Below are 21,631 nucleotides of genomic sequence, written 5' to 3'. Positions count from 1 at the left end.
GGGGTCAGCAGCCGCCGGTGGGGGCCGGGGCGCCGATGGTGAGGGCGGCGGGGGTGGAGCAGCAGCCGCCGCCGGTTCCCTGGGCGGAGGGTGACGCGGGCTGCTCGAAGAGGCCGGCTCCGCCGCAGACTCCGGTTTCGGGGAGGGTCAACTCGACGCGCTCGGCGGCTTCCTGGTCGCCCGCGAGGTGGGCGGCGATGGAGCGGACCTGCTCGTAGCCGGTCATGGCGAGGAAGGTCGGGGCGCGGCCGTAGGACTTCATGCCGACGAGGTAGACGTCCTTCTCGGGGTGGGAGAGCTCGTTGACCCCGTGCGGGTAGACGGTGCCGCAGGAGTGCTGGTTGGGGTCGATCAGCGGGGCGAGGGCGGTGGGGGCCTGGAGGCGTTCGTCGAGGCCGAGGCGGAGTTCGCCGAGGAAGCTGAGGTCGGGGCGGAGACCGGTGAGGACGATGACCTCGTCGACCGGGTCCAGGCGGCGGCCGTCCTCACCGACGAGGATCAGGCGGCCGTCGGTGTCGCGTTCGACGGCTTCGGTGCGGAAGCCGGTGACCGCGTCGGCGTGGCCGTCGTCGACGGCGGCCTTCGCGGCGAGGCCGAGGGCGCCGCGGGCGGGGAGCTGGTCGGCGGTGCCGCCGCCGAAGGTGGAGCCGGAGATGCCGCGGCGCAGGATCCAGGCGGCGCGGGTTCCGGCCTCCTCCTCGGCGAGGTCGGCGAGGTCGGCCAGGTAGGCGAGCGCGGTGAACGCGGAGGCGCCCGAGCCGATGACGGCGGTGCGCTTGCCGGCGTAGCGGGCGCGGACGGCGGGGTCCTTGAGGTCGGGGACGCGGTAGGTGATGCGGTCGCCCGCGGCGCGCTCGCCGAGGGCGGGCAGTCCGCTGCCGCCGGCCGGGCTCGGGGTGGACCACGTACCGGAGGCGTCGATGACGGCGCGGGCGAAGACACGGGCCTCGGTGCCGTCGGCGGCGGTGTAGTGGATGACGAAGGGCTGGGCCACGCGGCCGGCGTCGACGATGCGGTCACGGCCGGTTCGGGAGACTCCGGTGACGGTCGCCCCGTAGCGGACGCGCTCGCCGAGGGCGTCGGCCAGGGGCTGGAGGTAGCGCTCGGCCCAGTCCCCGCCGGAGGGGTACGTGTCGGGGTCGGGCTTGACCCAGCCGGTCGGGGCGAGGAGCTTCTCCGCGGCCGGGTCGACGACCTCGCCCCAGGTGGAGAAGAGCCGTACGTGCGCCCACGCACGGACCGCGGACCCCGCGGCCGGACCCGCCTCCAGTACGAGGGGCTCGATGTCCCGCTCGACGAGGTGGGCCGCGGCCGCGAGGCCGATCGGACCGGCTCCGATCACGACGACGGGCAGGGCTTCGGTGGATGCGTTCACGACGGGCTCCCCTGACGACTTCACTGGACCACTTCGCTGCTTCGACGTTTATCGATGTTCCGGCAGGGCTCCAGGCTGACACTCTGTATCGACGTTCGTCAACATAGACATCCATCTAATTTCTGGGGATGATGGCCGCATGTCCCTTTCCGAGGTGTTGCCGCTGCTGGAGCCGGAGGCCGTCGCACCCTGCTGTCCGCCCCTGTCGGAGCGCCCGTTGACGGCCGAGGAGGCCGAGCGGACCGCGGTGATGTTCAAGGCCCTGGGTGATCCGGTGCGCCTGCGGCTGTTCTCCGCCGTCGCCTCGCACGAGGGCGGCGAGGCCTGCGTGTGCGACATCTCCGACGTGGGCGTATCCCAGCCGACCGTCTCCCACCACCTGAAGAAGCTCAAGGACGCCGGCCTGCTCTCCTCCGAGCGGCGCGGCACCTGGGTGTACTACCGCGTGGAGCCCGCCGTCCTGGCGGCCATGGGCGCCCTGCTGGCCCGGGCGGGCTCGGCGTGAGCATCCGTATCGAGCCGCTGACCAGCGCGCACGCGGACGAGGCCCTGGCGATCTACCGGGCCGGGATCGACGAGGGCAACGCCACCTTCGAGACCGAGGCCCCCACCTGGGAGGCGTTCGACGCGGCGCGACTGCCCGAACACCGCTTCGCCGCGGTCGACCCGGACGGGAAGCTGCTCGGCTGGGTGGCCGCGTCCAAGGTCTCGGACCGGGCCGCGTACGCGGGCGTGGTCGAGCACTCCGTCTACGTCCACCCCGGCGCCCGCGGCCGCGGGGTGGCCCGCGCCCTGCTGGACGCGCTGATCGCCTCGACCGAGGCGGCGGGCATCTGGACGATCCAGTCCGGGATCTTCCCCGAGAACACCGCGAGCCTGGCCCTGCACCAGCGGGCCGGCTTCCGGGTCATCGGCACCCGCGCGCGCATCGGCCGCCTCCGCGGCGTGTGGCGCGACGTCGTACTGCTGGAGCGCCGCAGCCCGCGGATCGACTGAGGTCACGCGGCCGTCGGGGCCGTCGTGACGGTCGTGACGGTCGTGAACCTCTTGCGCCAGGCCAGTGACACGTAGACCAGCGCGATCAGGACCGGGACCTCGATCAGCGGGCCGACCACCCCGGAGAGGGCCTGGCCGCTGGTGACGCCGAAGGTGGCGATGGCGACCGCGATGGCCAGCTCGAAGTTGTTGCCGGCGGCGGTGAAGGCGAGCGTGGTGGTGCGGTCGTACGCGAGCCCGATGGCCTTGCCGAGGGCGAAGGTGCCGAACCACATCACCGCGAAGTACACGAGGAGCGGCAGCGCGATGCGGGCCACGTCCACGGGCTGCGAGGTGATGTTCCCGCCTTGCAGGGCGAAGAGGGCGACGATCGTGAAGAGCGGGCCGTACAGGGCCCAGGGGCCGATCCTCGGCAGGAACTCCGACTCGTACGCGTCACGGCCGAGCCTCCTCTCGCCGACGCGGCGGGTGAGGAAGCCGGCGAGCAGCGGGACGCCGAGGAAGACGGCGACGTTCAGCGCGATCTTCCACATCGAGATGTCGAGGTGCTCGCCCTCGCCGAGGCCCAGCCGGCCGGGCAGCAGGTCGAGGCAGAACCAGCCGAGGACGTCGAACGCGATGACCTGGAAGACCGAGTTCAGGGCGACCAGGACGGCCGCGGCCTCGCGGTCGCCGCAGGCCAGGTCGTTCCAGATGACGACCATGGCGATGCAGCGGGCCAGGCCGACGAGCCAGTTGACGACGAGCGAGGACACCATCAGCTTGCGGTCGCCGGTGACGGAGTCGAGCCCGTCGTACCGGACCTTGGCGAGGACCGGATACATCATGACCAGCAGGCCGACCGCGATGGGAAGCGAGATGGCGCCGATCTCGACCTTCGCGAGCACGTCGTTCAGGCCGGGGATCAGCCGGCCGAGCCCGAGGCCGAGGCCCATGGCCAGCAGGATCCAGACCGCCAGGAAGCGGTCCAGGGTGGGGAGCTTGGCTACGATCGAGCCGTCCTCGCGGACGGGCGCGGTCGTGGTCATCAGCAGGCTCGCTTTCGGTTCGTCTCATGGGTGACGCGAGCGGTGGCGGCCAGCTCGCCGAAGGATTCCGCGAGGGCCTCGCGGGTCGGCGATCACTCGGATCGGATCAGTGGTGGCTGACGTCATCATGCGCTGATACTGTCACATCATTTGGGGCTGATATCAGTGTGGGCTGAGCCTTTCGTGGGTTTCTGCGGAGTGCCGTCCCGAAGCCCCTGCCCATGAAGGAAGAGCTGATGGCCTCCACTCCGCTCGCGTCCGTGCTGTTCGTCTGCGCCCACAACGCGGGCCGGTCGCAGATGGCCGCCGGCTTCCTGCGCCATCTCGCGGGAGACCGCGTCGAGGTCCGCTCCGCGGGCTCCCTGCCCGGAGAGCGGATCAACCCGTCCGCCGTGGCCGCGATGGCCGAGCTGGGCATCGACATCTCCGACCAGCGGCCGAAGGTCCTCACCGCCGAGGCCGCGCAGGCGTCCGACTACATCATCACGATGGGGTGCGGGCACGCCTGCCCGCTCTTCCCCGGCAAGACCTATCTGGACTGGCAGTTGGAGGACCCCGCGGGCCAGGGCGTTGAGGCCGTACGCCCCATCCGGGACGAGATCGAGGGCCTGATCGAGGGCCTGATCGGGGGCCTGGTCGCAGAGGTCGACGCGAAGGAGCGGCAGCAGGGCTGACCGCCCGCCCCCTGGCGGCAGGGCTCTTCCGCTTTTATCCAACTGTGATCGCTGGCATGTCCCGGACTGTCTCTTTTGCCGGAGCTCCGTGGTGATCTAATGATCGCCTTGCCGCCGACGGGCTCCAAAACCCTTCGGCGGAACAGGAATTGGCAGCTCGCGGGGGACCTCCGGATGAATGACCAGCAGCAGCAGCCGCCGCCCGCGGGGCTCCCGCGCCGGCGCAGATGGGTCGTCGGGGTGGCGGCGGGGTCCGTGCTGCTCTCCGGTATCGGGGTGGCGGTCGCGCAGGTGATCAAGTCGCCGGCCCAGGCCGCCGCGGACTCCGCGGCCCCGCCGCCGAGCGTGCTGACGGCCCCCGTGGAACAACGGGTGCTGGTGGCCTCGGTGGTCGTGCGCGGGACCGTCACCGCCCAGCAGTCCGTGGATGTCACCGCGGTCGGCGGAGCCCCCGGCGCGGCCGGCGCCGTCGTCACGAAGCTGCCGGTCGCCGTGGGGGGCCGGGCCGAGGAGGGCCAGGTGCTCCTGGAGGCCTCCGGACGCCCGGTCATCGCGCTACGGGGCACCCTGCCGGCGTACCGGGACCTCAAGCCCGGCTCCGAGGGCGGCGACGTCGCCCAACTGCAGCAGGCGCTCGCCCGGCTGGGCCACGGCACGGGCGCCGACCGGGCCGGGTGGTTCGGGGAGGGTACGAAGGCGGCCCTGGCGGCGCTCTACGCCTCCGCCGGCTACGACCCGCTGCCCGCGCTGACTGACGGGAACGCCTCGGTGGCCGACGCGCGCAAGGCCGTGACCTCGGCGGAGCGCGCCGTGGAGGACGCGCGGGATGCCGCGGACCGGGCCGGGAAGGCCGCCTCGGCTCCACCGCCGGCCGCTCCGTCCACCGGTCCGTCCACCGGTCCGTCCACCGGTCCGTCCACCGGTCCGTCCGCCGGTCCGGGAGCGTCGCCGGGCGCTCGCGGAGCCGATCCGCGGGCGTTGGACGGCAAGGGCTCCGGTGCCGCCCCCGGCCCCGCCCCCGGCCCCGGCCCCGACTCCGAGGCCGACCTGAGCGAACTGCGCAAGCAGGTCGAGCGCGCCAAGGAGGACCTGGGCACCGCGCGGGCCCAACTGGCGGAGGTGCTGGCGGCGGCCGGCCCCATGCTGCCCGTCGCGGAGGTGGTCTTCCTGTCGAGCTTCCCCGCCCGGGTGGACTCGATCGCCGCCAAGGTCGGGGCGCAGGTGTCCGGCAAGGTGCTCACCGTGTCGGCCGGAGCCCTCGTGGTCAACGGCTACCTCCAGGAGTACCAGAGGGGTTTGGTGCAGCCGGGGCGCCAGGTGGAGATCGTGTCCGAGGTCATCGGCGCGACCGCGTCGGCCTCGGTCGCCTCGGTCGCCGACACGCTGGGCCAGGAGCAGCCGGCCACCGGCCCGGGACAGCCTCCGGGGCAGCAACCGGTCGGGCCCAAGGGCTACTTGATGGTCGTCCAGCCCAAGGAGCCGCTGGACCCCAGGCTGGCCGGCCAGGACGTGCGCCTGACGATCGAGGCGGCGTCGACGGGCGGCGCGGTCCTGGTGGTTCCGGTCTCGGCGGTTTCGGCCGCGGTGGACGGCAGGACGTACGTGACCGTGCTGGAGGCGGACGGCGTACGCCGCCGGGTGCGGGTGACCACCGGAACGACCGGCGACGGCCACGTCGAGGTCAGGCCCACCGAGGGCGACCGCCTGGCCGAGGGAGAGCGCGCCGTCGTGGGCGTGCGCGGCGGGCCGACCGGCCCCCAGACCAGCCCCCAGACCGGCCCTCAAGGCGGGCAGCACAGCGGGGCGGGCTCCTCGGCCTCCTCGGCCTCCGGGCCGGAGAAGGGTCGATGAGCTCCCCGCGACCCGCCGCCCCCGCGGCCCTCCCCGCCCCCGCCCCAGCCGCCGTCGTCGAACTCCGGCAGGCGGGTCTGACCTACCCCGGCCCCCCGCCGGTGGCGGCCCTGGCCCCCTGCGACCTCGTGGTGGAACGGGGAGAGTTCCTGACCGTCGTAGGGCCCTCCGGCGCGGGCAAGTCCACCTTCCTCAACATCGTCGGGCTGCTCGACGCCCCCACCAGCGGCAGCTACCTCCTGGACGGGGTCGACACCGGCACGCTGCGGGACGCCGACCGTACGGCCCTGCGCGCCCAGCGCATCGGCTTCGTCTTCCAGGCGTTCCACCTGCTCCCGCACCGCACCGCCTGGGAGAACGTCGCCCTGGCCCTGGTCTACCGGGGGAGCGGCCGCGCGGAGCGGCGGGCCAGGGCCCGGGAAGCGCTCGACCGGGTCGGCCTCGGCCACCGGGCGGACGCGCTGCCGACCACCCTCTCCGGCGGCGAGCGCCAGCGCGTGGCCATCGCCAGGGCGCTGGTGGGAGCCCCGTCGCTGCTGCTGTGCGACGAGCCGACCGGCAACCTCGACACCACCACGGCCGGTTCGATCCTGGAGCTCGTCGACGAGCTGCACCGGGACGGCATGACGGTGGTGGTCATCACCCACGACCCCGCGGTGGCGGCCCGCGGCGACCGCACGGTGGCCATCCGCGACGGCGTACTGAGCGAACTGGTCCGCCCGTGAACCGCCCCCGCCCCCGGCTCCCGCTCCGCCTCCGCCGCCCCGCACGCCCCGTCCCGCGCTCCCGGTTCGCCTGGCGGGAGCTGCTCTCGGAGTGCCTGGCCGGCGTCCTGCAACGCCCCGGCCGCTCGGCGCTCACCGCGGTGGGCACCGTCCTCGGCGTCGGTACCTTCGTGGCCGTCCTCGGGCTGACGGCCACGGCCTCCTCGCAGATCGACGAGCGGTTCAACACCCTGACGGCGACCGAGGTGACCGTCGAGGACGTCTCGGCGCAGACGAACGAGTTCCTGGACCCGGCCTTCCCGCCCGACGCCGACGAGCGGGTGTCCCGCCTCAACGGCGTACGGCACGCCGGCGTCTACTGGACCGTCCGGCTCGGCGCGGGCCAGGCCGTACGGTCCACCCCGGTCGGCGGTCCGGCGGCCGGCGCGGCGGCCGGAGCGGGGGCCGGAGACCTCCCGGTCGTCGCCGCCTCTGCCGGAGCGCTCGACGCGGCGGGCCCCACGCTCGCCCAGGGCCGGGTCCACGACGCCTGGCACGACGCCACCAAGCAGCGCGTGGCCGTGATCGGCAGCGGTACGGCGTCCCGGCTCGGCATCACCACCCTGGAGACGCGGCCGGCCGTCTTCATCGGCGACCACGGGTTCACCGTCATCGGGATCGTCGAGGACGTCGAGCGCAAGGCCGACCTGCTGCTGTCCGTGGTGGTCCCGCGCTCCACGGCCCAGGAGCTCTGGGGCGTCCCGAAGGGCGATGCCAGGATGCTCGTCTCCACCCGGCTGGGGGCGGCCCCCCAGGTCGCCGCCGAGGCGCCGACCGCGCTCTCGCCCTCGCACCCCGAGTACTTCAAGGCCGTCCCGCCGCCCGATCCCAGGACCCTGCGCGCGCACGTCACCGCCGATCTCGACGAGCTGTTCCTCCTCCTCGCCTCCCTCTGCCTCTTCATCGGCACGATCGGCATCGCCAACACCACCCTCGTCGCCGTCATGGAACGCACCGGCGAGATCGGGCTGCGCCGGGCCCTGGGCGCCCGTACCCGGCACGTCACCGCACAGTTCCTCGCGGAATCCGCGGCCCTTGGCAGCCTCGGAGGCCTGATCGGCACCGCCCTCGGCACGGTCACCGTCGTCGCGGTGGCCCTGGTCCGCGACTGGACGCCCGTACTGCACCCCGGAATCGTCGCGGCCGCTCCCGCGCTCGGCCTGGTGACGGGCCTGCTGGCCGGCATCTACCCCGCCTGGCGGGCCAGTCGGGTCCAGCCGGCCGAGGCGCTGCGCCGCTGACGCGTGCCCGACCGGCAAGATCCGACCGAGACGGCCTGGCTGCCCGCCGTCACCGCGTCAGGAACCGGCCCCGCAGCCGCTCCGTCGTGGCCGGGGTGATGCCGACCTCGTCGGCGAGGTAGGCGTGGACCGAGCCGTGACGGGCGGCGAGATCCGCCAGGGTCAGGCGCAGGATCTCGGCGGGCGCGCGCCCGTACGAGGGCCAGCGCATCGTGCGGCCCGGGTTGGCGGTGTGCCAGTCGGCCGTCAGGCGGGCGGTCGCCAGCTCGGTCAGGGCGAAGTCCGTGAGGATCTGCTCCTCGTCGACGCCGAGCAGGGTCAGGACGAGTGCGGCGATCAGGCCGGTGCGGTCCTTGCCCGAGGTGCAGTGGAAGACCGCCGGCCCGGGGCCATCGGCGAGCAGCTCGATCGCGGCGCGGATCTCCGCCACCCCGTCCTCGGCGACCTCGGCGAACCGGTCCGCGAGGAACCGCCACGGGTCGGTGTCCGGGTCGATCTCGGCCTGGTCGTACGGCCGGTGCTCGATGCTGAGGTTGGCGTACGTGAACCGCTCGGGCTCCGGTATCCGCCCCTTGGCCTCGATCTCCCAGGGGTAGCGCAGGTCGATGACCGTCCGCACGCCGAGGGCCAGGAACTGCTCCCAGTCGGCGCCCGCGAGCTTGCCGAGCGAGTCCGCCCGGTAGAGGGCGCCCCACACGACGGTGGAGCCGTCATCCGTGCGATAGCCGCCCAGGTCACGGAAGTTGTGCAGTCGCTCGAACTCGATGTGGCGGGTCATGCGGCGGATCCCCCTCGATGGCGTGCCGGTGATCTTCCTGCGGACCGAGAGGCTACTCCGGGCGGGCTCAGCCCATCCGCAGGGCCGCCGCGAAGTCCATCTTGTCCTCCAGCCGGCTCAGGTTGCGCCCGGTCAGCGCCTCGATGCGGCTGATCCGGTAGCGCAGGGAGTTCACGTGCAGGTGCAGTGCCTCGCCGCAGCGCGCCCAGGAGCCGTCGTGTTCCAGGAAGGACCGCAGGGTGGGCACCAGGTCGGAGCGGTAGCGCCGGTCGTAGTCGGTCAGCGGGGCCAGCAGCCGGCGGCTGAACTCCCGCCGGACCTCGGCCGGGATCAGCGGCAGCAGCGACATGACGTGTGCGGCGAGATCGTCCGGCCCGCAGGCGGCGACCGGTTCCGAAGGGTCCGCGACCTGCCGGGCGTTACGGGCCTGCGCGAGCGCGTGCCGCAACTCCGCGGCCCCGCCCACCGGATCGCTGACGCCGAAGGACAGCCGCTCCCCGGCCCGCAGCCCGCGCGGCAGTGAGCAGCCCGCGACCCGTACGACGGCATCGGGGGTCAGTGCGGTGTCCGCCCCGACGAGCACGAAGGCGACGGCCTCGGCCCCGTCCCCGGCCGCCGTGACGGCCATCCGCGGTCCGGCCTCCGGCCCCAGACAGCGCGGATGCAGCAGGACCTCCTCCAGCAGGTCGCGTACGGACGCCGCTACGGGCAACCCGTGCGGGCCCCTCGCGTCCAGCCGGGCCGACACGGCCTGCCAGCGAAGCCGGCTTCCCGGGCCTGCCTGCCCTGCCTGGCCTTCCTGGCCTTCCTGGCCGGCGGTCCCCGCCGTGAGCCGGGCCGCCGCCGCCTCCTCTTCCTCGAAGAGCGACTGCCCGCTCTCCCCTCCGGCGGCCGAGCCGACCAGCGCCAGCAGCCGTTCGGCGGCGCGCCGCCGCATCGTGCGGTCGGTGTCGCGGCCGCCGCGCTCCACCGAGACCAGGCGCGCGAGCTGCTCCATCAGGTCGACGCGTTCGCCGTTCCAGTCGGCGCTGTCGGCCTCGACGGCGATCAGCCAGTCGGTCAGCGCCGCGCCGGGAGCGGAGTCCCCTTCCCCGGTACCGGAGCGGACCGGGAACAGGGAGAAGGCCGTCCCGCGCGCGACCGTACGGTGCGGGGCCCGCTCACCCGCCCGTTCGGCGGCCAGGAACCGCCCGGCCAGCGCCGAGGCCGTCTTCTCCGGCAGCGGCGGCCGCGCGCCCGCGATCTGCCGGCCGGTCGGGGAGAGGATGTGCGCGCGCAGGTCCAGCTCGGCCAGCAGCAGTTCGAGCAGGGCGTCGGCCCCCGCCCCGGCCTGCCGGTCGGTGCTGAAGCGCCGGTGCCGGTCCACGAGCGCGGCGAGGCCGCCGATCCGCTCCTCGGTCCGGCCGCGCGCCACGTACTCGGTGACCGAGGTGAACGGCACCTCCACGCCCACCGCGAGCAGCGGCAGCCCGTGCCGGGCGCAGGCCTCCACCAGATCCTCGGGGACGTGGCCGAACCGCGCCTCGCCCGCGCCCAGCGCCACGGCGCCCGCCTCCACGAGGACGCGGACGAACGCGTCGGACGGGTCGGCCGCTGCGTCCTGCCGGCCTGGCCGGTGCCGCCGGTGCCAGGCCAGTCCGGACAGCACCAGGTCCCCGGGGGACACGAACCGCCCCGGGTCGGGCAGGTCGATGGTCACCGTGCCCAGCACGGGCCGGTCGAGGTCCCGCTCGCCGCCGGGCAGCCGCAGCAGGCGCAGCAGACATAGGTCCGCAGGCGCCTGGGCCTCTTCGGACGACAGCAGATCACGCAGCCTCATGGCTCCAGCCTGCCATGCGCCCGTACGTTCGCGTTCGCGACCTCTCCCCGCCGAACCGCAGGTCAGGCCTTTACGTTGGGGTAATTCCATGGAAATCGGGGTGAGTTCGATGGGCCCGGTTCATGGGATCGGTGACGGCCGGGGGCCGATCGGCACTGTCTGCTGGTGCCGATCGGCCCTCATCGCGGCCGTCCGCCGCTGTCAGCCTGGGGGCAGACAGCGACGCGAAGGAGAGTGCCGGCCATGGGGATCACGCTTCCGCGGCCCGCCCCGGACCACGACTGGTGGAAGAAGGCGGTGTGCACCTCCGACGAGGAGTGCGCCGAGCTCTTCTACTCCGAGGCCTCGGGCTCCGCCGCCCGGGCGAAGCAGATCTGCTCTTCCTGCCCGGCCCGCGGCGCCTGTCTGGAGTACGCCCAGGAGATCGGCGAGAACTTCGGGATCTGGGGCGGACTCACCGGACACGAGCGCCGTACCCGCAGGCAGTCCGGCCGCCCCTGACGGCGGATCCGGAGGCCCGACCGGCACGATCCGACAGGCTCTAGAGGCCCATCGGAGCGTGTAGTTCCACGAGGATCTCCACCTCGACGGGGGAGTCCAGCGGCAGCACGCTCACGCCGACCGCGCTGCGGGCGTGGATGCCCGCGTCTCCGAAGGCGGTGCCCAGCAGCTCGCTCGCGCCGTTGAGCACGCCGGGCTGCCCCGTGAAGTGCGGGTCGCTGGCCACGAAGCCGACCACCTTGACCACGCGCTTCACCGCCGAGAGGTCCCCGGCGACGGAGGTGATGGCGGCCAACGCGTTCAGCGCGCACTGCCGCGCCAGCTCCTTGGCCTGCTCCGGGGTGACCTCGGCGCCGACCTTCCCGGTGAGGGGGAGGGCGCCGTCGACCATCGGGAGCTGGCCGGAGGTGTGCACGTAGTGCCCGCTCTGTACGGCGGGGACGTAGACGGCGACCGGCGAGGGGGTCGGCGGGAGCTTCAGTCCGGCCGCGGCGAGCCGCTCTTCGGGGGTGCTGGTCATGCTCGGATCTCCTTGTGGTCACGGGGGGAGGAGGGGCCCGGCCGCGGGAAGAGGATGACCGGCTTGATCATGCCCGGCTCCTTGGCGGCGAGCCGCCCGAAGGCCTCCCCGACCCGGTCGAACGGGAACTCATGCGTGGTGATCACCGTCGGGTCCACCAGCCCGTCCCCGATCAGGTGCAGCGCCCGCGCGAGCCGCGCCCCGCTGCTCTGCGGCGGCCGGCAGCGGGCGTACGTGATCTTCCCGCTCCCCGAGAGCCCCTCGCGGGCGGCCCTCGCGGCGGCGGGCGCGGCCGTCGCCATGATCGCGCGGTCGGCGCCGGCGCCGCCGGTCAGCTCCAGGATCCGCTCGGCGGTGTCCTCGTAGGCCGGGTCGATCACCACGTCGGCCCCGAACCGCAGGGCGAGGCGCTGGCGCTTCATCTCCGGCTCGACGGCGATGACGCGGGCCCCGCGCAGCCGGCCGGCGGCGATGGTCGCGCTGAGCCCGACCGCGCCCTGGCCGAAGACGACGACGCTCCCGCCCGGGGGCGGGCCGGACTCCTCGGCGGCGGCGAAGCCGGTGGGGAGCGCGCCCGCCGCGTAGAGGGCCTGGTGGTCGGAGATCGTGTCGGGGAGCGGGACCAGCCCGGCCCCGGCCGCCGGGGCGCGGAAGAACTCGGCGAGCCGCCCGTGGCCCTCGACGCCGACGCGCCGGCCGACGTAGGAGGGGCAGACCCCGGGGCCGACGGCGTCGACCACGCCGACGGCCTCGTGGCCGAGCCCGGTGGGCGCCCCGGCGGCGGTGTGCCCGTCCCAGGCGCAGATGAGCGCCGCCGTGGTGCGTACGAGGACCTCGCCCGTCCCCGGGTGGGGGACGGGCCGTTCCAGTACGGCGGGCGGCTCACCGGTACGGTGCAGCGCGAAGGCCTTCATGCGTCTCCTTACTACGTCGCTACACGGCTCGGTTTCCAACCATGCGGGCACGGATCCGGTCCGGTGGGGGGCCGGAGGTCGCTATCGGGCGGGCCGACGGTCGGCATTTGCCTCTGCCGCTCGGCCTGTCCCGGCCTGTCCCGGCCTGTCCCGTCCCGTCCCGGCCCGTCCCACCTGCGGAGCTCAAGGCCGGGTGACCCGGACCTGGTAGCTACCGTTGCGCAGCTCGCCCACCACCGAGACGCTGATGCCCGACTTCTCGTCGGTGAAGGTCTCGCCCGGCCGGAACGGCGCGTCCGAGAGCTCCGCGTGCACGTTGGACCGCCGGGTGCAGCCGCCGCTCGCGCCGGAGCTGTCGGAGACCGTGACGGGGCCGCGGCCGGTGTCCACGTCGGAGTCCACCTTGTAGATGAGCACTCCGGGCTTGCAGACGGCCTCGTCGTTCCCCGCGAGGGTGCGCACCTCCACCGCGTACCCGGCGCTCTCCGAGAGGGGGATGAAGGCCAGCTTGGTGCCGCCCTCCACGGCCAGCGGGGTCAGCACGTGGTCGCTGACCCCGGACTTCCCGGCGCAGCTGATCTGGGCGCTGTCGAGCCAGCCCAGCTTCCACTTGTGCCAGCCCAGCAGGTCGTTGTTGGCGCCCCAGTCCTCGCTCATGATGTCCCAGTGCCCCACCGTGCCGCCGCCGTCGGCGGTGTAGAGGTCGGGCAGGCCGAAGACGTGCCCGTTCTCGTGGGGGAGCACGCGGTAGCCGGTCTCCCGGTAGGAGCCGGAGCCGTCGTCCTGTCGGCTGTAGACGAAGGACGTGTTGGAGAGCGGGACGCCGTCGGCCATCGGGGCCTCCCCGTTTCCGGAGAAGGTGACGGAGAGGACAGTGTCGAGCGCGGAGGGTCCGGCGTTCGGGGTGACCAGGATGTTTATCAGGTCGTACCGGGAGAAATCGACCTCGGCGTCGGCGGTTTTGATGATGTGCTCGACGAGCTGGCGGTAGCCGGGCTCGTACGCGGAACCCCGCTCGATCCCGTACGCCGCGAACGGCATCGGCATCCGCAGCCAGTTGCTTATCGGCGCCTCGGCCCGGTAGGTCAGCCGCCCGTAGGAGCTGACGCGGAACCAGTCGGACGTCTGCGGGAAGAACTCCGCCAGCCGGTCGGCCGCCGTGCCCTCGCCCTTGGCGTCGGGGAAGTCGATCATCAGGTTCAGCGCCCGGACTTCGCCGGTCGAGCGCGAGTACCCCGGCGCCGTCGGCAGCCCCTCGGACATCTGCACGCCCATCGCGCCGGAGATCCTGCAGGGCGCGAGCATCGACTCGGCACTGGTCGCGGCCACCGGCCCGGCCGCCGAATGGCTGCGGCCGGATATGCCCGCGCTCGCCGTCGCCGTGACGCCGAGGGCCAGCGCGGTGATGCCGATGTAGGCGCTGGCGCGGCTTGTCTTGCGTATCCGGTGGCGCGTCTGCGGCATGGAGATCGGCCTTCGGGTCCGCGGCAGCCGGCCGGGTCCGGACTGCGCTCTGTGGCCTCACCCTCCGACGGCTGGGGCGGGCTCGCGCGCCGGAAGAGGCCAAACGAGATCAAAAGGCCCGGAGCGGTGTGACTCAGGTCACACGGGAGAGTGAAATAAGCGGGGACCCTCTCCCCGTTTGAACCAGAGTCCCCATGAACCGGGGAGCCGCTCCCCGTTTCGAGAGGAACGAGCGGACCTACTCGTCACCCTGCCAGGGAGAGCCGTCCATGAAGAGCCCCGCCACCACCGATCCGGCGGCCCTGCCCGTACCGGGCCCGGAGGCCGACCTCGACCTCACGGCTCCGGCCGCGGCGGGCGCGGGCGCCGTTGGTGTCACGGGTTCCGGCACGGCGAAGGGCACGGGCACGGCCAACGGCACGGCCAACGGCACGGCCAACGGCACGGCCAAGGGCGCGGGCAGGCATGTCTGTACCGGCAAGCCCGCGGCCGAGGGCGCGGCTGCCACCGCCACCGCCACCGCCACCGCCACCGCCACGGACGCGGCCGGGGCGGCCGTCCCGGGCCCGGACGGCAAGGTCCCGCGTCCGCGCGCCGACGCCGTCCGCAACCGGGAGCGCATCCTGACCGCCGCCCGCGACGTGCTCGTGGAGTTCGGCCCGGCCGCCCCCCTCGACGAGATCGCCCGCCGGGCCGGGGTGGGCAACGCCACGCTCTACCGGCACTTCCCCGACCGCCCGGCCCTGATCCACCACGTCGTGCTCTTCGGCCTGAACCGGGTGACCGGGCTGGCCGTCGACTCGCTCGCCGAGGAGCCGGACGCCTTCGCCGCCCTGTGCCGGTTCACGCACGCGGCGGCCGACGAGCGGATCGGCGCCCTGTGCCCCGTGCTCTCCAGCGAGTTCGACCACGACCACCCCGAACTGGTCGCCTCCCGCGAGGCCTTGGAGGAGGCGGTCGAGGCCCTGCTGGCCGCCGGCCGCGCCTCCGGGCTGCTGCGCACGGACATCGGCCTCGGCGACCTGCTGATCGCGCTGTCGCAGCTCAGCCGCCCCCTCCCGGGCACCGCCTGCTTCGACGCGGACGTCCTCGTCCACCGTCATCTCCAGCTCTTCCTCGACGGGTTGAGCGCCCCGGGCCGCTCCGAACTGCCGGGCTCGGCGACCACGCTGGCGGATCTGAGGCGGCAAGCCATGTGATGCCCCGGGTCGCGCCCGTGAGCGCCGCACCACCACAGTCCTGATTCTCCCTTTTCAGTCATCTCGCACCACGAAGTGGGTACCCCCATGCCGAAAACAGCCGCGAACCCGCCGCTGTCCGTTGCCAACGCCGATCCCAGTCGCTGGAAGGCCCTGGTCTTCATCGCCCTGGCGCAGCTTATGGTCGTCCTCGACGCCACCATCGTGAACATCGCCCTGCCGTCCGCCCAGACCGACCTCGGCATCTCGGACGGCAACCGCCAGTGGGTCATCACCGCGTACGCGCTGGCCTTCGGCGGACTGCTCCTCTTCGGCGGCCGCATCGCCGACAAGTGGGGCCGCAAGAACGCCTTCATAGTCGGCCTCATCGGCTTCGCCCTGGCCTCCGCGCTGGGCGGCGCCGCACAGGGTGAGGCCATGATGCTGGGCGCCCGCGCCCTCCAGGGCGCCTTCGGCGCACTGCTCGCGCCCGCCGCGCTCTCGCTGCTGGCCGTCATGTTCACCGACGCCAAGGAGCGCGCCAAGGCCTTCGGCATCTACGGTGCGATCGCCGGTGGCGGTGGCGCCGTGGGCCTGATCCTCGGCGGCGTCCTCACCGAATACCTGAACTGGCGCTGGACGTTCTTCGTCAACATCCCGTTCGCGGTCATCGCCGCCGTCGGCGCCTGGATGATCATCCGCGAGCCGGCCGGCGGCCGTAACCGCGCACCGCTCGACATCCCCGGCGTCCTGCTGTCCACGACCGGTCTGGTCGCCCTCGTCTACGGATTCACCCGCGCCGAGTCGGCCGGCTGGTCGGACGGCCTCACCGTGGGCATGTTCATCGCCTCCGTGGTGCTGCTCGGGGCGTTCGTCTTCGTCGAGTCCCGCACGGCCCACCCGCTGCTCCCGCTGCGCGTCCTGCTGGAGCGCAACCGCGGCGGCGTCTACCTCTCGCTGGGCCTCGCCGTCATCTCGATGTTCGGCCTGTTCCTCTTCCTCACCTACTACCTCCAGGTCGTCAAGGGCTTCTCGCCCGTCACGACCGGCTTCGCCTTCCTCCCGATGATCGTGGGCATGATCGCCGGCTCCACGCAGATCGGCGCCCGCCTCATGACACGGGTCCCCCCGCGCCTGCTGATGGGCCCCGGCTTCATGGTCGCCGCCAGCGGCATGCTGCTGCTGACGCAGCTGGAGGTCGGCTCCTCCTACCCGGCGCTGATCCTGCCGGCGCAGCTGCTGCTGGGCCTCGGCATGGGTACGGCGTTCATGCCCGCCATGTCCCTGGCCACGTACGGGGTGAACCCGGCCGACGCCGGTGTGGCCTCCGCGATGGTCAACACCTCGCAGCAGGTGGGCGGCGCGATCGGCACCGCCCTGCTGAACACGATCGCCGCCTCCGCGACGACCGCGTACCTGACCGACCACGCCGCCGAGGCCGCGGCGGGCGGCCCGGCCGCGAAGCTGATCCAGGCCCAGGCCATGGTGGAGGGCTACTCCTCCGCGATCTGGTGGGCTGTCGGCATCCTGGTCGCCAGCTCGCTCATCGCCCTGACCCTCATCACCACGGGCAAGCCGGGCGCGGGCGACCCGGTGGCCGAGGGCGCGGACGCCGACGTGAAGATCCCGGTGATCGCCCACTGACCCCCTATCCGCAAGAGGGGGCGGGCACCGCTCCGAGGTACGGGAATGACTGAAGACCCCGCATCGTTCAAATTTGAACGATGCGGGGTTAGTCTTTGTGTGGCGGCCCGCCGCGACGATTCCTGGAGCTCCTGATGCCGACACCCGAAGCCACGACCCCCACCCGGATGCCGGCCCTGTACCTGAGCCACGGAGCCCCGCCCCTCGCGGACGACCCGCTCTGGCCCGGCGAACTGGCCGCCTGGTCCGCGGACCTCCCCCGCCCCCGCGCGATCCTGATGGTCTCCGCCCACTGGGAGGAGGCCCCGCTCGCCCTCGGCGCCACCGAGTCGGTCCCGCTGGTCTACGACTTCTGGGGCTTCCCCGAGCGCTACTACCAGGTCCGCTACGACGCCCCGGGCGCCCCCGAACTCGCCGCGGCGGTCCGCGCACTCCTCAAGGCCCCGGGCACCCCCGTCCAGGACATCCCCGACCGCGGCCTGGACCACGGCGCGTACGTCCCGCTCGTGGAGATGTTCCCCGAGGCCGACATACCGGTGCTCCAGATATCCATGCCGACGCTGGACCCGCGCCGCCTGATGGAGATCGGCCGCAAGCTGGCCCCGCTCCGAGACGAGGGCGTCCTCATCGTCGGCAGCGGCTTCTTCACCCACAACCTGGCCGCCCTGCGTCACACCGGCCCCGGCGTCCCGTCGTGGTCCGCCGAATTCGACGCCTGGGGCCACGAGGCACTGGCCGCCTCCGACGTCGACGCCCTGCTGGACTTCGAAGCCAAGTCCCCGGCCGGCCGCCTGGCCCACCCGCGCACGGAGCACTTCGCCCCCCTGTTCGTCACCCTGGGCGCCGCGGAATCCGACCTCGCCACGGCGACCACCCCGGTCTCGGGCTTCTGGATGGGCCTCTCGAAGCGCTCCCTGCAATTTGGCTGACCACGAGCAGCTCTGGTGCCCCAGCGGCTCGGCGTACGCGCCGGAGTCGGTGGTCCTCGCGTTCCGCGACGGCCTCGACGGACCCCCGGCCTACCTCCCCGCACCCCGCCCGGCGGCCGAAGCCCTGGCCACCCTCCCGCCCGCCATCGAACCGCGCCGCCTGCTGCGCCTGGCCTCCCACTGCGTCCCGCACTGCCTCAACCGCGCGGGCGGCACCTGCACCCTGGCCACCCGCCTGACGGCGTCCGTGAGCTCCCCGGCCCCGCTCCCGCCCTGCCACCTCCGCCCGGCCTGCAAGTGGTGGACCCAGTCGGGCCCACCCGCCTGCCGTGCCTGCCCAGGCGTCTCGACCTGCCCGCGCTAATCTCAGGACGTCCGGAGCGGCCCGGTGATCTCCTCCCCGATGGCGAACCCCTTGGCGGGCCCTTCGGGAACGACCACCTCGGTCCCGTACGGCATCCGAACCTCCGACGCGTACCGCGCCTCCGCGGGCACGGGCCCGGTCAGCAGGCTGACGGTGCCGTGCCCGTCGTAGTCGTCGACGATCACGTACACCGGGATGCCGGCCCGGGCGTAGGCCCGCCGCTTGCGGCCGCGATCGCGCTCGATGCTGTCCTTGCCGGGGGAGACGACTTCGACGATCAGCTGCACGGCGGAGGCGGCGATCCCGAGGCCGTCTTCCGTGACGTGTTCCTCGGTGTCCTCCGCGGCGACGAACAGGTCGGGGATCCAGACTTTGTGCTTGTGGATGACGTTCATGTCCTGCCAGGCGGCGAACTCGCCGCGGGCGAGGAAGACGACCAGCCGGTCCCGCAGGCGATTGGCGATCCGGCCGTGTGAGTAGCGACCCGTGGGTGACACCTCGATGAACCCCTCGACGATCTCGGCGTGGTAGCCCTCGGGGAGTTCCATGGCTTTCCATGCCTGCCACAGGACGTCGTCAAGGTCCGACGGGGGAGTCGCGACCTTCGGCATTACGGCCTCCAGCGTCTCGTGGGCGAGAGCGGTCATGTGCAGCACCTCCTCTGAGTGTGGGCGTCGCCGGCCGGAGGGCACAAGCGACTCTCCGATGCTCGGGGAGCGTCCGGTCATGCCGCAGGAATATGCCGTGCCTTCACTCGGACGGGTAGGCCGTCGCCGGGCGAGGCAACCAGAAGCCGATGACGGCCGTCTCTTGGGGTAGGAGCGCAGCCGGTGACAGCGCCGCGACGGGGGCGAAAATGGCTCTGTCAAGTGTGACGGTGGTCTCACGTCACCCCGCTCGCGCGGGCCCGCCGGACCTCTGGGGTCGGCTGTAATTCCCGCCCTGACCTGCGGATCTTCGAGCCCGGCGGCTTCGTCGATCCACTCGGATCGGGGGGCGGCGGGGCAGGATACTGCAAGATCTCGAAAAACAGGGAGCGACGTGGGAATTCTGTCCCGATTCCAGTCGTTGTTTCCTTCGGAAGCGGGCACTCGGGAGAGTGTCCGGGCAGCCGCACCAGCGCAGCCGAACCACCGCACCACCGCGACCGAACTCATCGCAAGGGAGCACGCATGGCAACCCGCGCCGTCGCCCGTCGTCAGTCCACGAGCAGCGCTCGCGCTGTGGGCGGGGAGATCGCAGACCGCGACCTGGTCGGCATGTACCTGGACGAGATCGCGCGCACCCCGCTGCTCGACGCGGCCAAGGAAGTGGAGCTCTCGCAGATCATCGAGGCGGGCGTGTACGCCCAGCAGATCCTCGACGGCGCGATAGAGCGGAAGGGCAAGAAGCCCTCCCGGGAGGAGCTCGAATTCCTGGCCGCCGAAGGCGAGCGCGCCAAGGAAGTCTTCATCCGGTCCAACCTCCGCCTGGTCGTCGCCGTCGCCCGCCGCTACCCGCGCAGCGGACTGCCGCTCCTCGACCTCATCCAGGAGGGCAACGCCGGCCTGGTCCGCGCGGTGGAGAAGTTCGACTACGCCAAGGGCTTCAAGTTCTCCACGTACGCCACGTGGTGGATCCGCCAGGCGATCACCCGCTCCATCGCCGACCAGTCCCGCACCATCCGCCTGCCCGTCCACCTGGTGGAGGAGCTCGGCCGGATCCGCCGGGTCCAGCGCGAGTTCAACCGCGAGAACGGCCGGGACCCGGAGCACGCGGAGATCGCTGCCGAGCTGGACACGACGGAGAAGCGCGTCGGCGACGTCCTGGACTGGGCGCGCGACCCGGTCAGCCTGAACATGGGCGTGGACGAGGACGGCGACACGCAGTTCGGCGACCTGCTGGAAGACACCTCGGCGATTTCCCCGGAGCAATCCGTCCTCTCCCTGCTGCGCAGTGAGGAGCTGGAGGACCTGCTGGGCAAGCTGGACCAGCGAACCGCGTCGATCATCAAGATGCGTTACGGCATTGACGACGGTCGAGAGCGTACGCTGACGGAGGTGGGCAAGCAGCACGGCCTGACGCGTGAGCGGATCCGCCAGATCGAGAAGCACGCGCTGCTCGAACTGAAGAAGATGGCCCGCGACACCGGCTTCGACGCGGTGGCCTGACCGGCCCCAAGACGAAGCCCCCCATACGAGCCCCCGGCGCCTATCCCCCCCAGGCGCCGGGGGCTCCCCTTTACCCGCTCCACCCCCGCCTCGCCCCACCCAGCCCCTCCGGCGCTATCCACCCCCGCCTCGCCCCACCCAGCCCCTCCGGCGCTATCCACCCCCGCCCCGCCCTATTCAGCCCCTCCGGCGGTTGAGGAGCGGGGTCCGGGGCGGAGCCCCTGGGAACGGGCGAACCGGGGGCCCCCCCCCGGACGGAGTCTGGGGGAGGGTAGGGGACAGCCCCGCAGGGCAGCCCCCGGCTACGGCGCAGCCGGCCCCGCCGCCTCCGCGAGCCGCGCACCCAGCGCCCGCGCGGCCTCCACCAGAGCCCCCGGCCCGTGCACGGTGAACCGCACCCCCGCCAGCGCCAGCCGCGCCACCAGCCACTCCGGCGAGTCCGCCGACTCGAACCGCACCCGCACCCCGGCGCCATCCCCGGCACCATCACCGACCCCCTCCCCGACCCCCTCCCCGGCCAGGGGAACCGCGAACTCCCGCACCCACTCCGGCAGCCCCGCCGCCTCCGCGAAGGTGACGTCGACCAGGTACGTCGACTCCCCGCTCCGCTGCCCCCGCCGTACGAACTCCGCCGCGTCCATCGGCAGCTCCCGCGCCACGAACCGCGACCCCGTCGCGTACGGCTCGCTCATCCGGTCCACCCTGAAGGTCCGCCAGTCCCCGCGCTCCGTGTCGTAGGCCACGAGGTACCACCGGCTCCCGGTGCTGACCAGCCGGTACGGCTCCACCAGCCGCCGCGAGGCCACCCCGTCCCGCGCCCGGTACGCGAACCGCAGCCGTTCCGGACCCGCCACCGCCGAGGCGATCGCCGTCAGCGTCAGCGGATCCACGCTCGCCCCGTCTCCCCGCGCCACCGCGACCGTCGCCGACTGCAGCGCCCCCACCCGCCGCCGCAGCCGCCCCGGCAGGACCTGTTCAAGCTTCGCGAGGGCTCGTACGGAGGCCTCCTCCACGCCCTCGATGGCATGCCCGGCCCCCGCCCGCAGCCCCACCGCGATCGCGACGGCCTCCTCGTCGTCCAGGACGAGCGGCGGCATCGCGGTGCCCGCCACCAGCCGGTAGCCGCCCTCCGCACCCAGCGTGGCCTCCACCGGATACCCCAGCTCCCGCAATCGGTCGATATCGCGCCGGATCGTGCGGGCGCTCACCCGCAGCCGCTCGGCCAGCTCGCTCCCCGGCCACTCGCGCGGGGTCTGGAGCAGGGAGAGCAGGGAGAGGAGACGGGCCGGGGTGTCGGTCATGGTTCAAAGGTGCCAGCCAAATAGGACACCAACTGACCTATATGCCGTCTAGGTTTCTCCTCATGAGCACCGAGACGACCCAGTCATCGCCCGAAGGAAAGAACGGGCCCGTACAAGAAGAGCGGACCGACCCTCCCGCA

General features: G+C 73.0%; 21 protein-coding genes. 12 read left to right on the top strand and 9 right to left on the bottom strand.

The features are described 5' to 3' along the window. Nucleotides 1-4 precede the first annotated feature (4 nt). Entirely contained in the window at nt 5-1,375 is a 1,371-nt protein-coding gene (locus tag AC061S_RS07535) for an NAD(P)-binding domain-containing protein (protein ID WP_478685052.1), read from the bottom strand. A gap of 139 nt (nt 1,376-1,514) precedes the next feature. Here AC061S_RS07535 and AC061S_RS07530 point away from each other — a divergent pair, with 139 nt between their 5' ends. Both AC061S_RS07530 and AC061S_RS07525 read left to right on the top strand, forming a co-directional pair. Continuing rightward, complete coding sequence (locus tag AC061S_RS07530) at nt 1,515-1,880, top strand: ArsR/SmtB family transcription factor (RefSeq protein WP_478685051.1); 366 nt, start codon at nt 1,515-1,517, stop codon at nt 1,878-1,880. Further along, complete coding sequence (locus tag AC061S_RS07525) at nt 1,877-2,371, top strand: N-acetyltransferase family protein (protein ID WP_478685050.1); 495 nt, start codon at nt 1,877-1,879, stop codon at nt 2,369-2,371. The genes AC061S_RS07530 and AC061S_RS07525 overlap by 4 nt, the downstream gene beginning before the upstream one ends. Nucleotides 2,372-2,373: 2 nt before the next feature. Here the strand turns inward: AC061S_RS07525 and AC061S_RS07520 are convergent, their stop codons facing one another. Next, nucleotides 2,374-3,399 carry an arsenic resistance protein gene (locus tag AC061S_RS07520; RefSeq protein ID WP_478685049.1) on the bottom strand — a complete coding sequence of 342 codons (1,026 nt, stop codon included), beginning with the start codon at nt 3,397-3,399 and terminating at the stop codon, nt 2,374-2,376. A 236-nt stretch (nt 3,400-3,635) separates the two neighbouring features. On the opposite strand from AC061S_RS07520, the gene AC061S_RS07515 reads away from it, so the two are divergent. From AC061S_RS07515 to AC061S_RS07500, 4 genes are all read left to right on the top strand, one after another. After that, the gene (locus AC061S_RS07515; RefSeq protein WP_478685048.1) at nt 3,636-4,073 is read left to right on the top strand and encodes an arsenate reductase ArsC; all 438 of its coding nucleotides are present in this window, start codon (nt 3,636-3,638) and stop codon (nt 4,071-4,073) included. A 174-nt stretch (nt 4,074-4,247) separates the two neighbouring features. Next, a complete protein-coding gene (locus AC061S_RS07510; protein ID WP_478685047.1) occupies nt 4,248-5,924 on the top strand; it encodes an efflux RND transporter periplasmic adaptor subunit in 1,677 nt (558 codons plus the stop codon). Next, on the top strand, nt 5,921-6,649 hold the full coding sequence (locus AC061S_RS07505) for an ABC transporter ATP-binding protein (RefSeq protein ID WP_478685046.1): 729 nt from the start codon (nt 5,921-5,923) through the stop codon (nt 6,647-6,649). The genes AC061S_RS07510 and AC061S_RS07505 overlap by 4 nt, the downstream gene beginning before the upstream one ends. After that, on the top strand, nt 6,646-7,929 hold the full coding sequence (locus tag AC061S_RS07500) for an ABC transporter permease (RefSeq protein WP_478685045.1): 1,284 nt from the start codon (nt 6,646-6,648) through the stop codon (nt 7,927-7,929). The genes AC061S_RS07505 and AC061S_RS07500 overlap by 4 nt, the downstream gene beginning before the upstream one ends. A gap of 49 nt (nt 7,930-7,978) precedes the next feature. Here the strand turns inward: AC061S_RS07500 and AC061S_RS07495 are convergent, their stop codons facing one another. Both AC061S_RS07495 and AC061S_RS07490 read right to left on the bottom strand, forming a co-directional pair. Next, nucleotides 7,979-8,707: a tyrosine-protein phosphatase gene (locus AC061S_RS07495; RefSeq protein WP_478685044.1), complete on the bottom strand. Its 729-nt coding sequence runs from the start codon at nt 8,705-8,707 to the stop codon at nt 7,979-7,981. Between the two features lie 67 nt (nt 8,708-8,774). Continuing rightward, nucleotides 8,775-10,526, bottom strand: a complete 1,752-nt coding sequence (locus AC061S_RS07490; protein WP_478685043.1) for a helix-turn-helix domain-containing protein — start codon at nt 10,524-10,526, stop codon at nt 8,775-8,777. 243 nt (nt 10,527-10,769) lie between these two features. On the opposite strand from AC061S_RS07490, the gene AC061S_RS07485 reads away from it, so the two are divergent. Then, a complete protein-coding gene (locus tag AC061S_RS07485; protein ID WP_478685042.1) occupies nt 10,770-11,027 on the top strand; it encodes a WhiB family transcriptional regulator in 258 nt (85 codons plus the stop codon). Nucleotides 11,028-11,067: 40 nt separating this feature from the next. Here the strand turns inward: AC061S_RS07485 and AC061S_RS07480 are convergent, their stop codons facing one another. From AC061S_RS07480 to AC061S_RS07470, 3 genes are all read right to left on the bottom strand, one after another. Beyond that, complete coding sequence (locus AC061S_RS07480; RefSeq protein ID WP_478685041.1) at nt 11,068-11,547, bottom strand: RidA family protein; 480 nt, start codon at nt 11,545-11,547, stop codon at nt 11,068-11,070. Beyond that, nucleotides 11,544-12,461: a zinc-binding dehydrogenase gene (locus tag AC061S_RS07475; protein ID WP_478685040.1), complete on the bottom strand. Its 918-nt coding sequence runs from the start codon at nt 12,459-12,461 to the stop codon at nt 11,544-11,546. Before AC061S_RS07475 ends, AC061S_RS07480 begins: the two co-directional genes overlap by 4 nt. A gap of 183 nt (nt 12,462-12,644) precedes the next feature. Beyond that, entirely contained in the window at nt 12,645-13,925 is a 1,281-nt protein-coding gene (locus tag AC061S_RS07470; RefSeq protein WP_478685039.1) for a M6 family metalloprotease domain-containing protein, read from the bottom strand. 269 nt (nt 13,926-14,194) lie between these two features. Here AC061S_RS07470 and AC061S_RS07465 point away from each other — a divergent pair, with 269 nt between their 5' ends. The 4 genes from AC061S_RS07465 (at nt 14,195) to AC061S_RS07450 (ending at nt 18,040) form a co-directional block, all read left to right on the top strand. Beyond that, entirely contained in the window at nt 14,195-15,124 is a 930-nt protein-coding gene (locus AC061S_RS07465; RefSeq protein ID WP_478685038.1) for a TetR/AcrR family transcriptional regulator, read from the top strand. An 87-nt stretch (nt 15,125-15,211) separates the two neighbouring features. Further along, the gene (locus AC061S_RS07460) at nt 15,212-16,747 is read left to right on the top strand and encodes an MFS transporter (protein ID WP_478685037.1); all 1,536 of its coding nucleotides are present in this window, start codon (nt 15,212-15,214) and stop codon (nt 16,745-16,747) included. 134 nt (nt 16,748-16,881) lie between these two features. Then, nucleotides 16,882-17,676 carry a dioxygenase family protein gene (locus tag AC061S_RS07455; protein ID WP_478685036.1) on the top strand — a complete coding sequence of 265 codons (795 nt, stop codon included), beginning with the start codon at nt 16,882-16,884 and terminating at the stop codon, nt 17,674-17,676. Further along, nucleotides 17,669-18,040 (top strand): hypothetical protein, encoded by a 372-nt coding sequence (locus AC061S_RS07450; protein ID WP_478685035.1) that lies wholly within the window; start codon nt 17,669-17,671, stop codon nt 18,038-18,040. Before AC061S_RS07455 ends, AC061S_RS07450 begins: the two co-directional genes overlap by 8 nt. A 2-nt stretch (nt 18,041-18,042) precedes the next feature. Here the strand turns inward: AC061S_RS07450 and AC061S_RS07445 are convergent, their stop codons facing one another. Next, nucleotides 18,043-18,687, bottom strand: a complete 645-nt coding sequence (locus tag AC061S_RS07445) for a Uma2 family endonuclease (RefSeq protein WP_478685034.1) — start codon at nt 18,685-18,687, stop codon at nt 18,043-18,045. A 525-nt stretch (nt 18,688-19,212) separates the two neighbouring features. Between AC061S_RS07445 and AC061S_RS07440 the strand changes: the two genes are divergently transcribed. After that, nucleotides 19,213-20,190: a sigma-70 family RNA polymerase sigma factor gene (locus AC061S_RS07440; protein ID WP_388498144.1), complete on the top strand. Its 978-nt coding sequence runs from the start codon at nt 19,213-19,215 to the stop codon at nt 20,188-20,190. Nucleotides 20,191-20,492: 302 nt separating this feature from the next. On the opposite strand, the gene AC061S_RS07435 is transcribed toward AC061S_RS07440, so the two are convergent. After that, nucleotides 20,493-21,491 carry a helix-turn-helix transcriptional regulator gene (locus AC061S_RS07435; RefSeq protein ID WP_478685033.1) on the bottom strand — a complete coding sequence of 333 codons (999 nt, stop codon included), beginning with the start codon at nt 21,489-21,491 and terminating at the stop codon, nt 20,493-20,495. Nucleotides 21,492-21,631: the final 140 nt, after the last annotated feature.

The sequence above is a fragment of the Streptomyces sp. CA189 genome, assembly GCF_056428985.1.
Note: the sequence above shows the minus strand (reverse complement) of the source record. Positions and strands in the feature narration are given on the sequence as shown.

Bases quoted from the DNA above. Each gene is read 5' to 3' on its own strand.
- AC061S_RS07485 (WP_478685042.1), top strand. From the start codon at position 10,770: ATGGGGATCACGCTTCCGCGGCCCGCCCCGGACCACGACTGGTGGAAG.
- AC061S_RS07455 (WP_478685036.1), top strand. From the start codon at position 16,882: ATGCCGACACCCGAAGCCACGACCCCCACCCGGATGCCGGCCCTGTAC.
- AC061S_RS07440 (WP_388498144.1), top strand. From the start codon at position 19,213: ATGGCAACCCGCGCCGTCGCCCGTCGTCAGTCCACGAGCAGCGCTCGC.
- AC061S_RS07490 (WP_478685043.1), bottom strand. From the start codon at position 10,526: ATGAGGCTGCGTGATCTGCTGTCGTCCGAAGAGGCCCAGGCGCCTGCG.
- AC061S_RS07515 (WP_478685048.1), top strand. From the start codon at position 3,636: ATGGCCTCCACTCCGCTCGCGTCCGTGCTGTTCGTCTGCGCCCACAAC.
- AC061S_RS07465 (WP_478685038.1), top strand. From the start codon at position 14,195: ATGAAGAGCCCCGCCACCACCGATCCGGCGGCCCTGCCCGTACCGGGC.
- AC061S_RS07495 (WP_478685044.1), bottom strand. From the start codon at position 8,707: ATGACCCGCCACATCGAGTTCGAGCGACTGCACAACTTCCGTGACCTG.
- AC061S_RS07530 (WP_478685051.1), top strand. From the start codon at position 1,515: ATGTCCCTTTCCGAGGTGTTGCCGCTGCTGGAGCCGGAGGCCGTCGCA.
- AC061S_RS07480 (WP_478685041.1), bottom strand. From the start codon at position 11,547: ATGACCAGCACCCCCGAAGAGCGGCTCGCCGCGGCCGGACTGAAGCTC.
- AC061S_RS07505 (WP_478685046.1), top strand. From the start codon at position 5,921: ATGAGCTCCCCGCGACCCGCCGCCCCCGCGGCCCTCCCCGCCCCCGCC.
- AC061S_RS07510 (WP_478685047.1), top strand. From the start codon at position 4,248: ATGAATGACCAGCAGCAGCAGCCGCCGCCCGCGGGGCTCCCGCGCCGG.
- AC061S_RS07460 (WP_478685037.1), top strand. From the start codon at position 15,212: ATGCCGAAAACAGCCGCGAACCCGCCGCTGTCCGTTGCCAACGCCGAT.
- AC061S_RS07445 (WP_478685034.1), bottom strand. From the start codon at position 18,687: ATGACCGCTCTCGCCCACGAGACGCTGGAGGCCGTAATGCCGAAGGTC.
- AC061S_RS07470 (WP_478685039.1), bottom strand. From the start codon at position 13,925: ATGCCGCAGACGCGCCACCGGATACGCAAGACAAGCCGCGCCAGCGCC.
- AC061S_RS07435 (WP_478685033.1), bottom strand. From the start codon at position 21,491: ATGACCGACACCCCGGCCCGTCTCCTCTCCCTGCTCTCCCTGCTCCAG.
- AC061S_RS07475 (WP_478685040.1), bottom strand. From the start codon at position 12,461: ATGAAGGCCTTCGCGCTGCACCGTACCGGTGAGCCGCCCGCCGTACTG.
- AC061S_RS07520 (WP_478685049.1), bottom strand. From the start codon at position 3,399: ATGACCACGACCGCGCCCGTCCGCGAGGACGGCTCGATCGTAGCCAAG.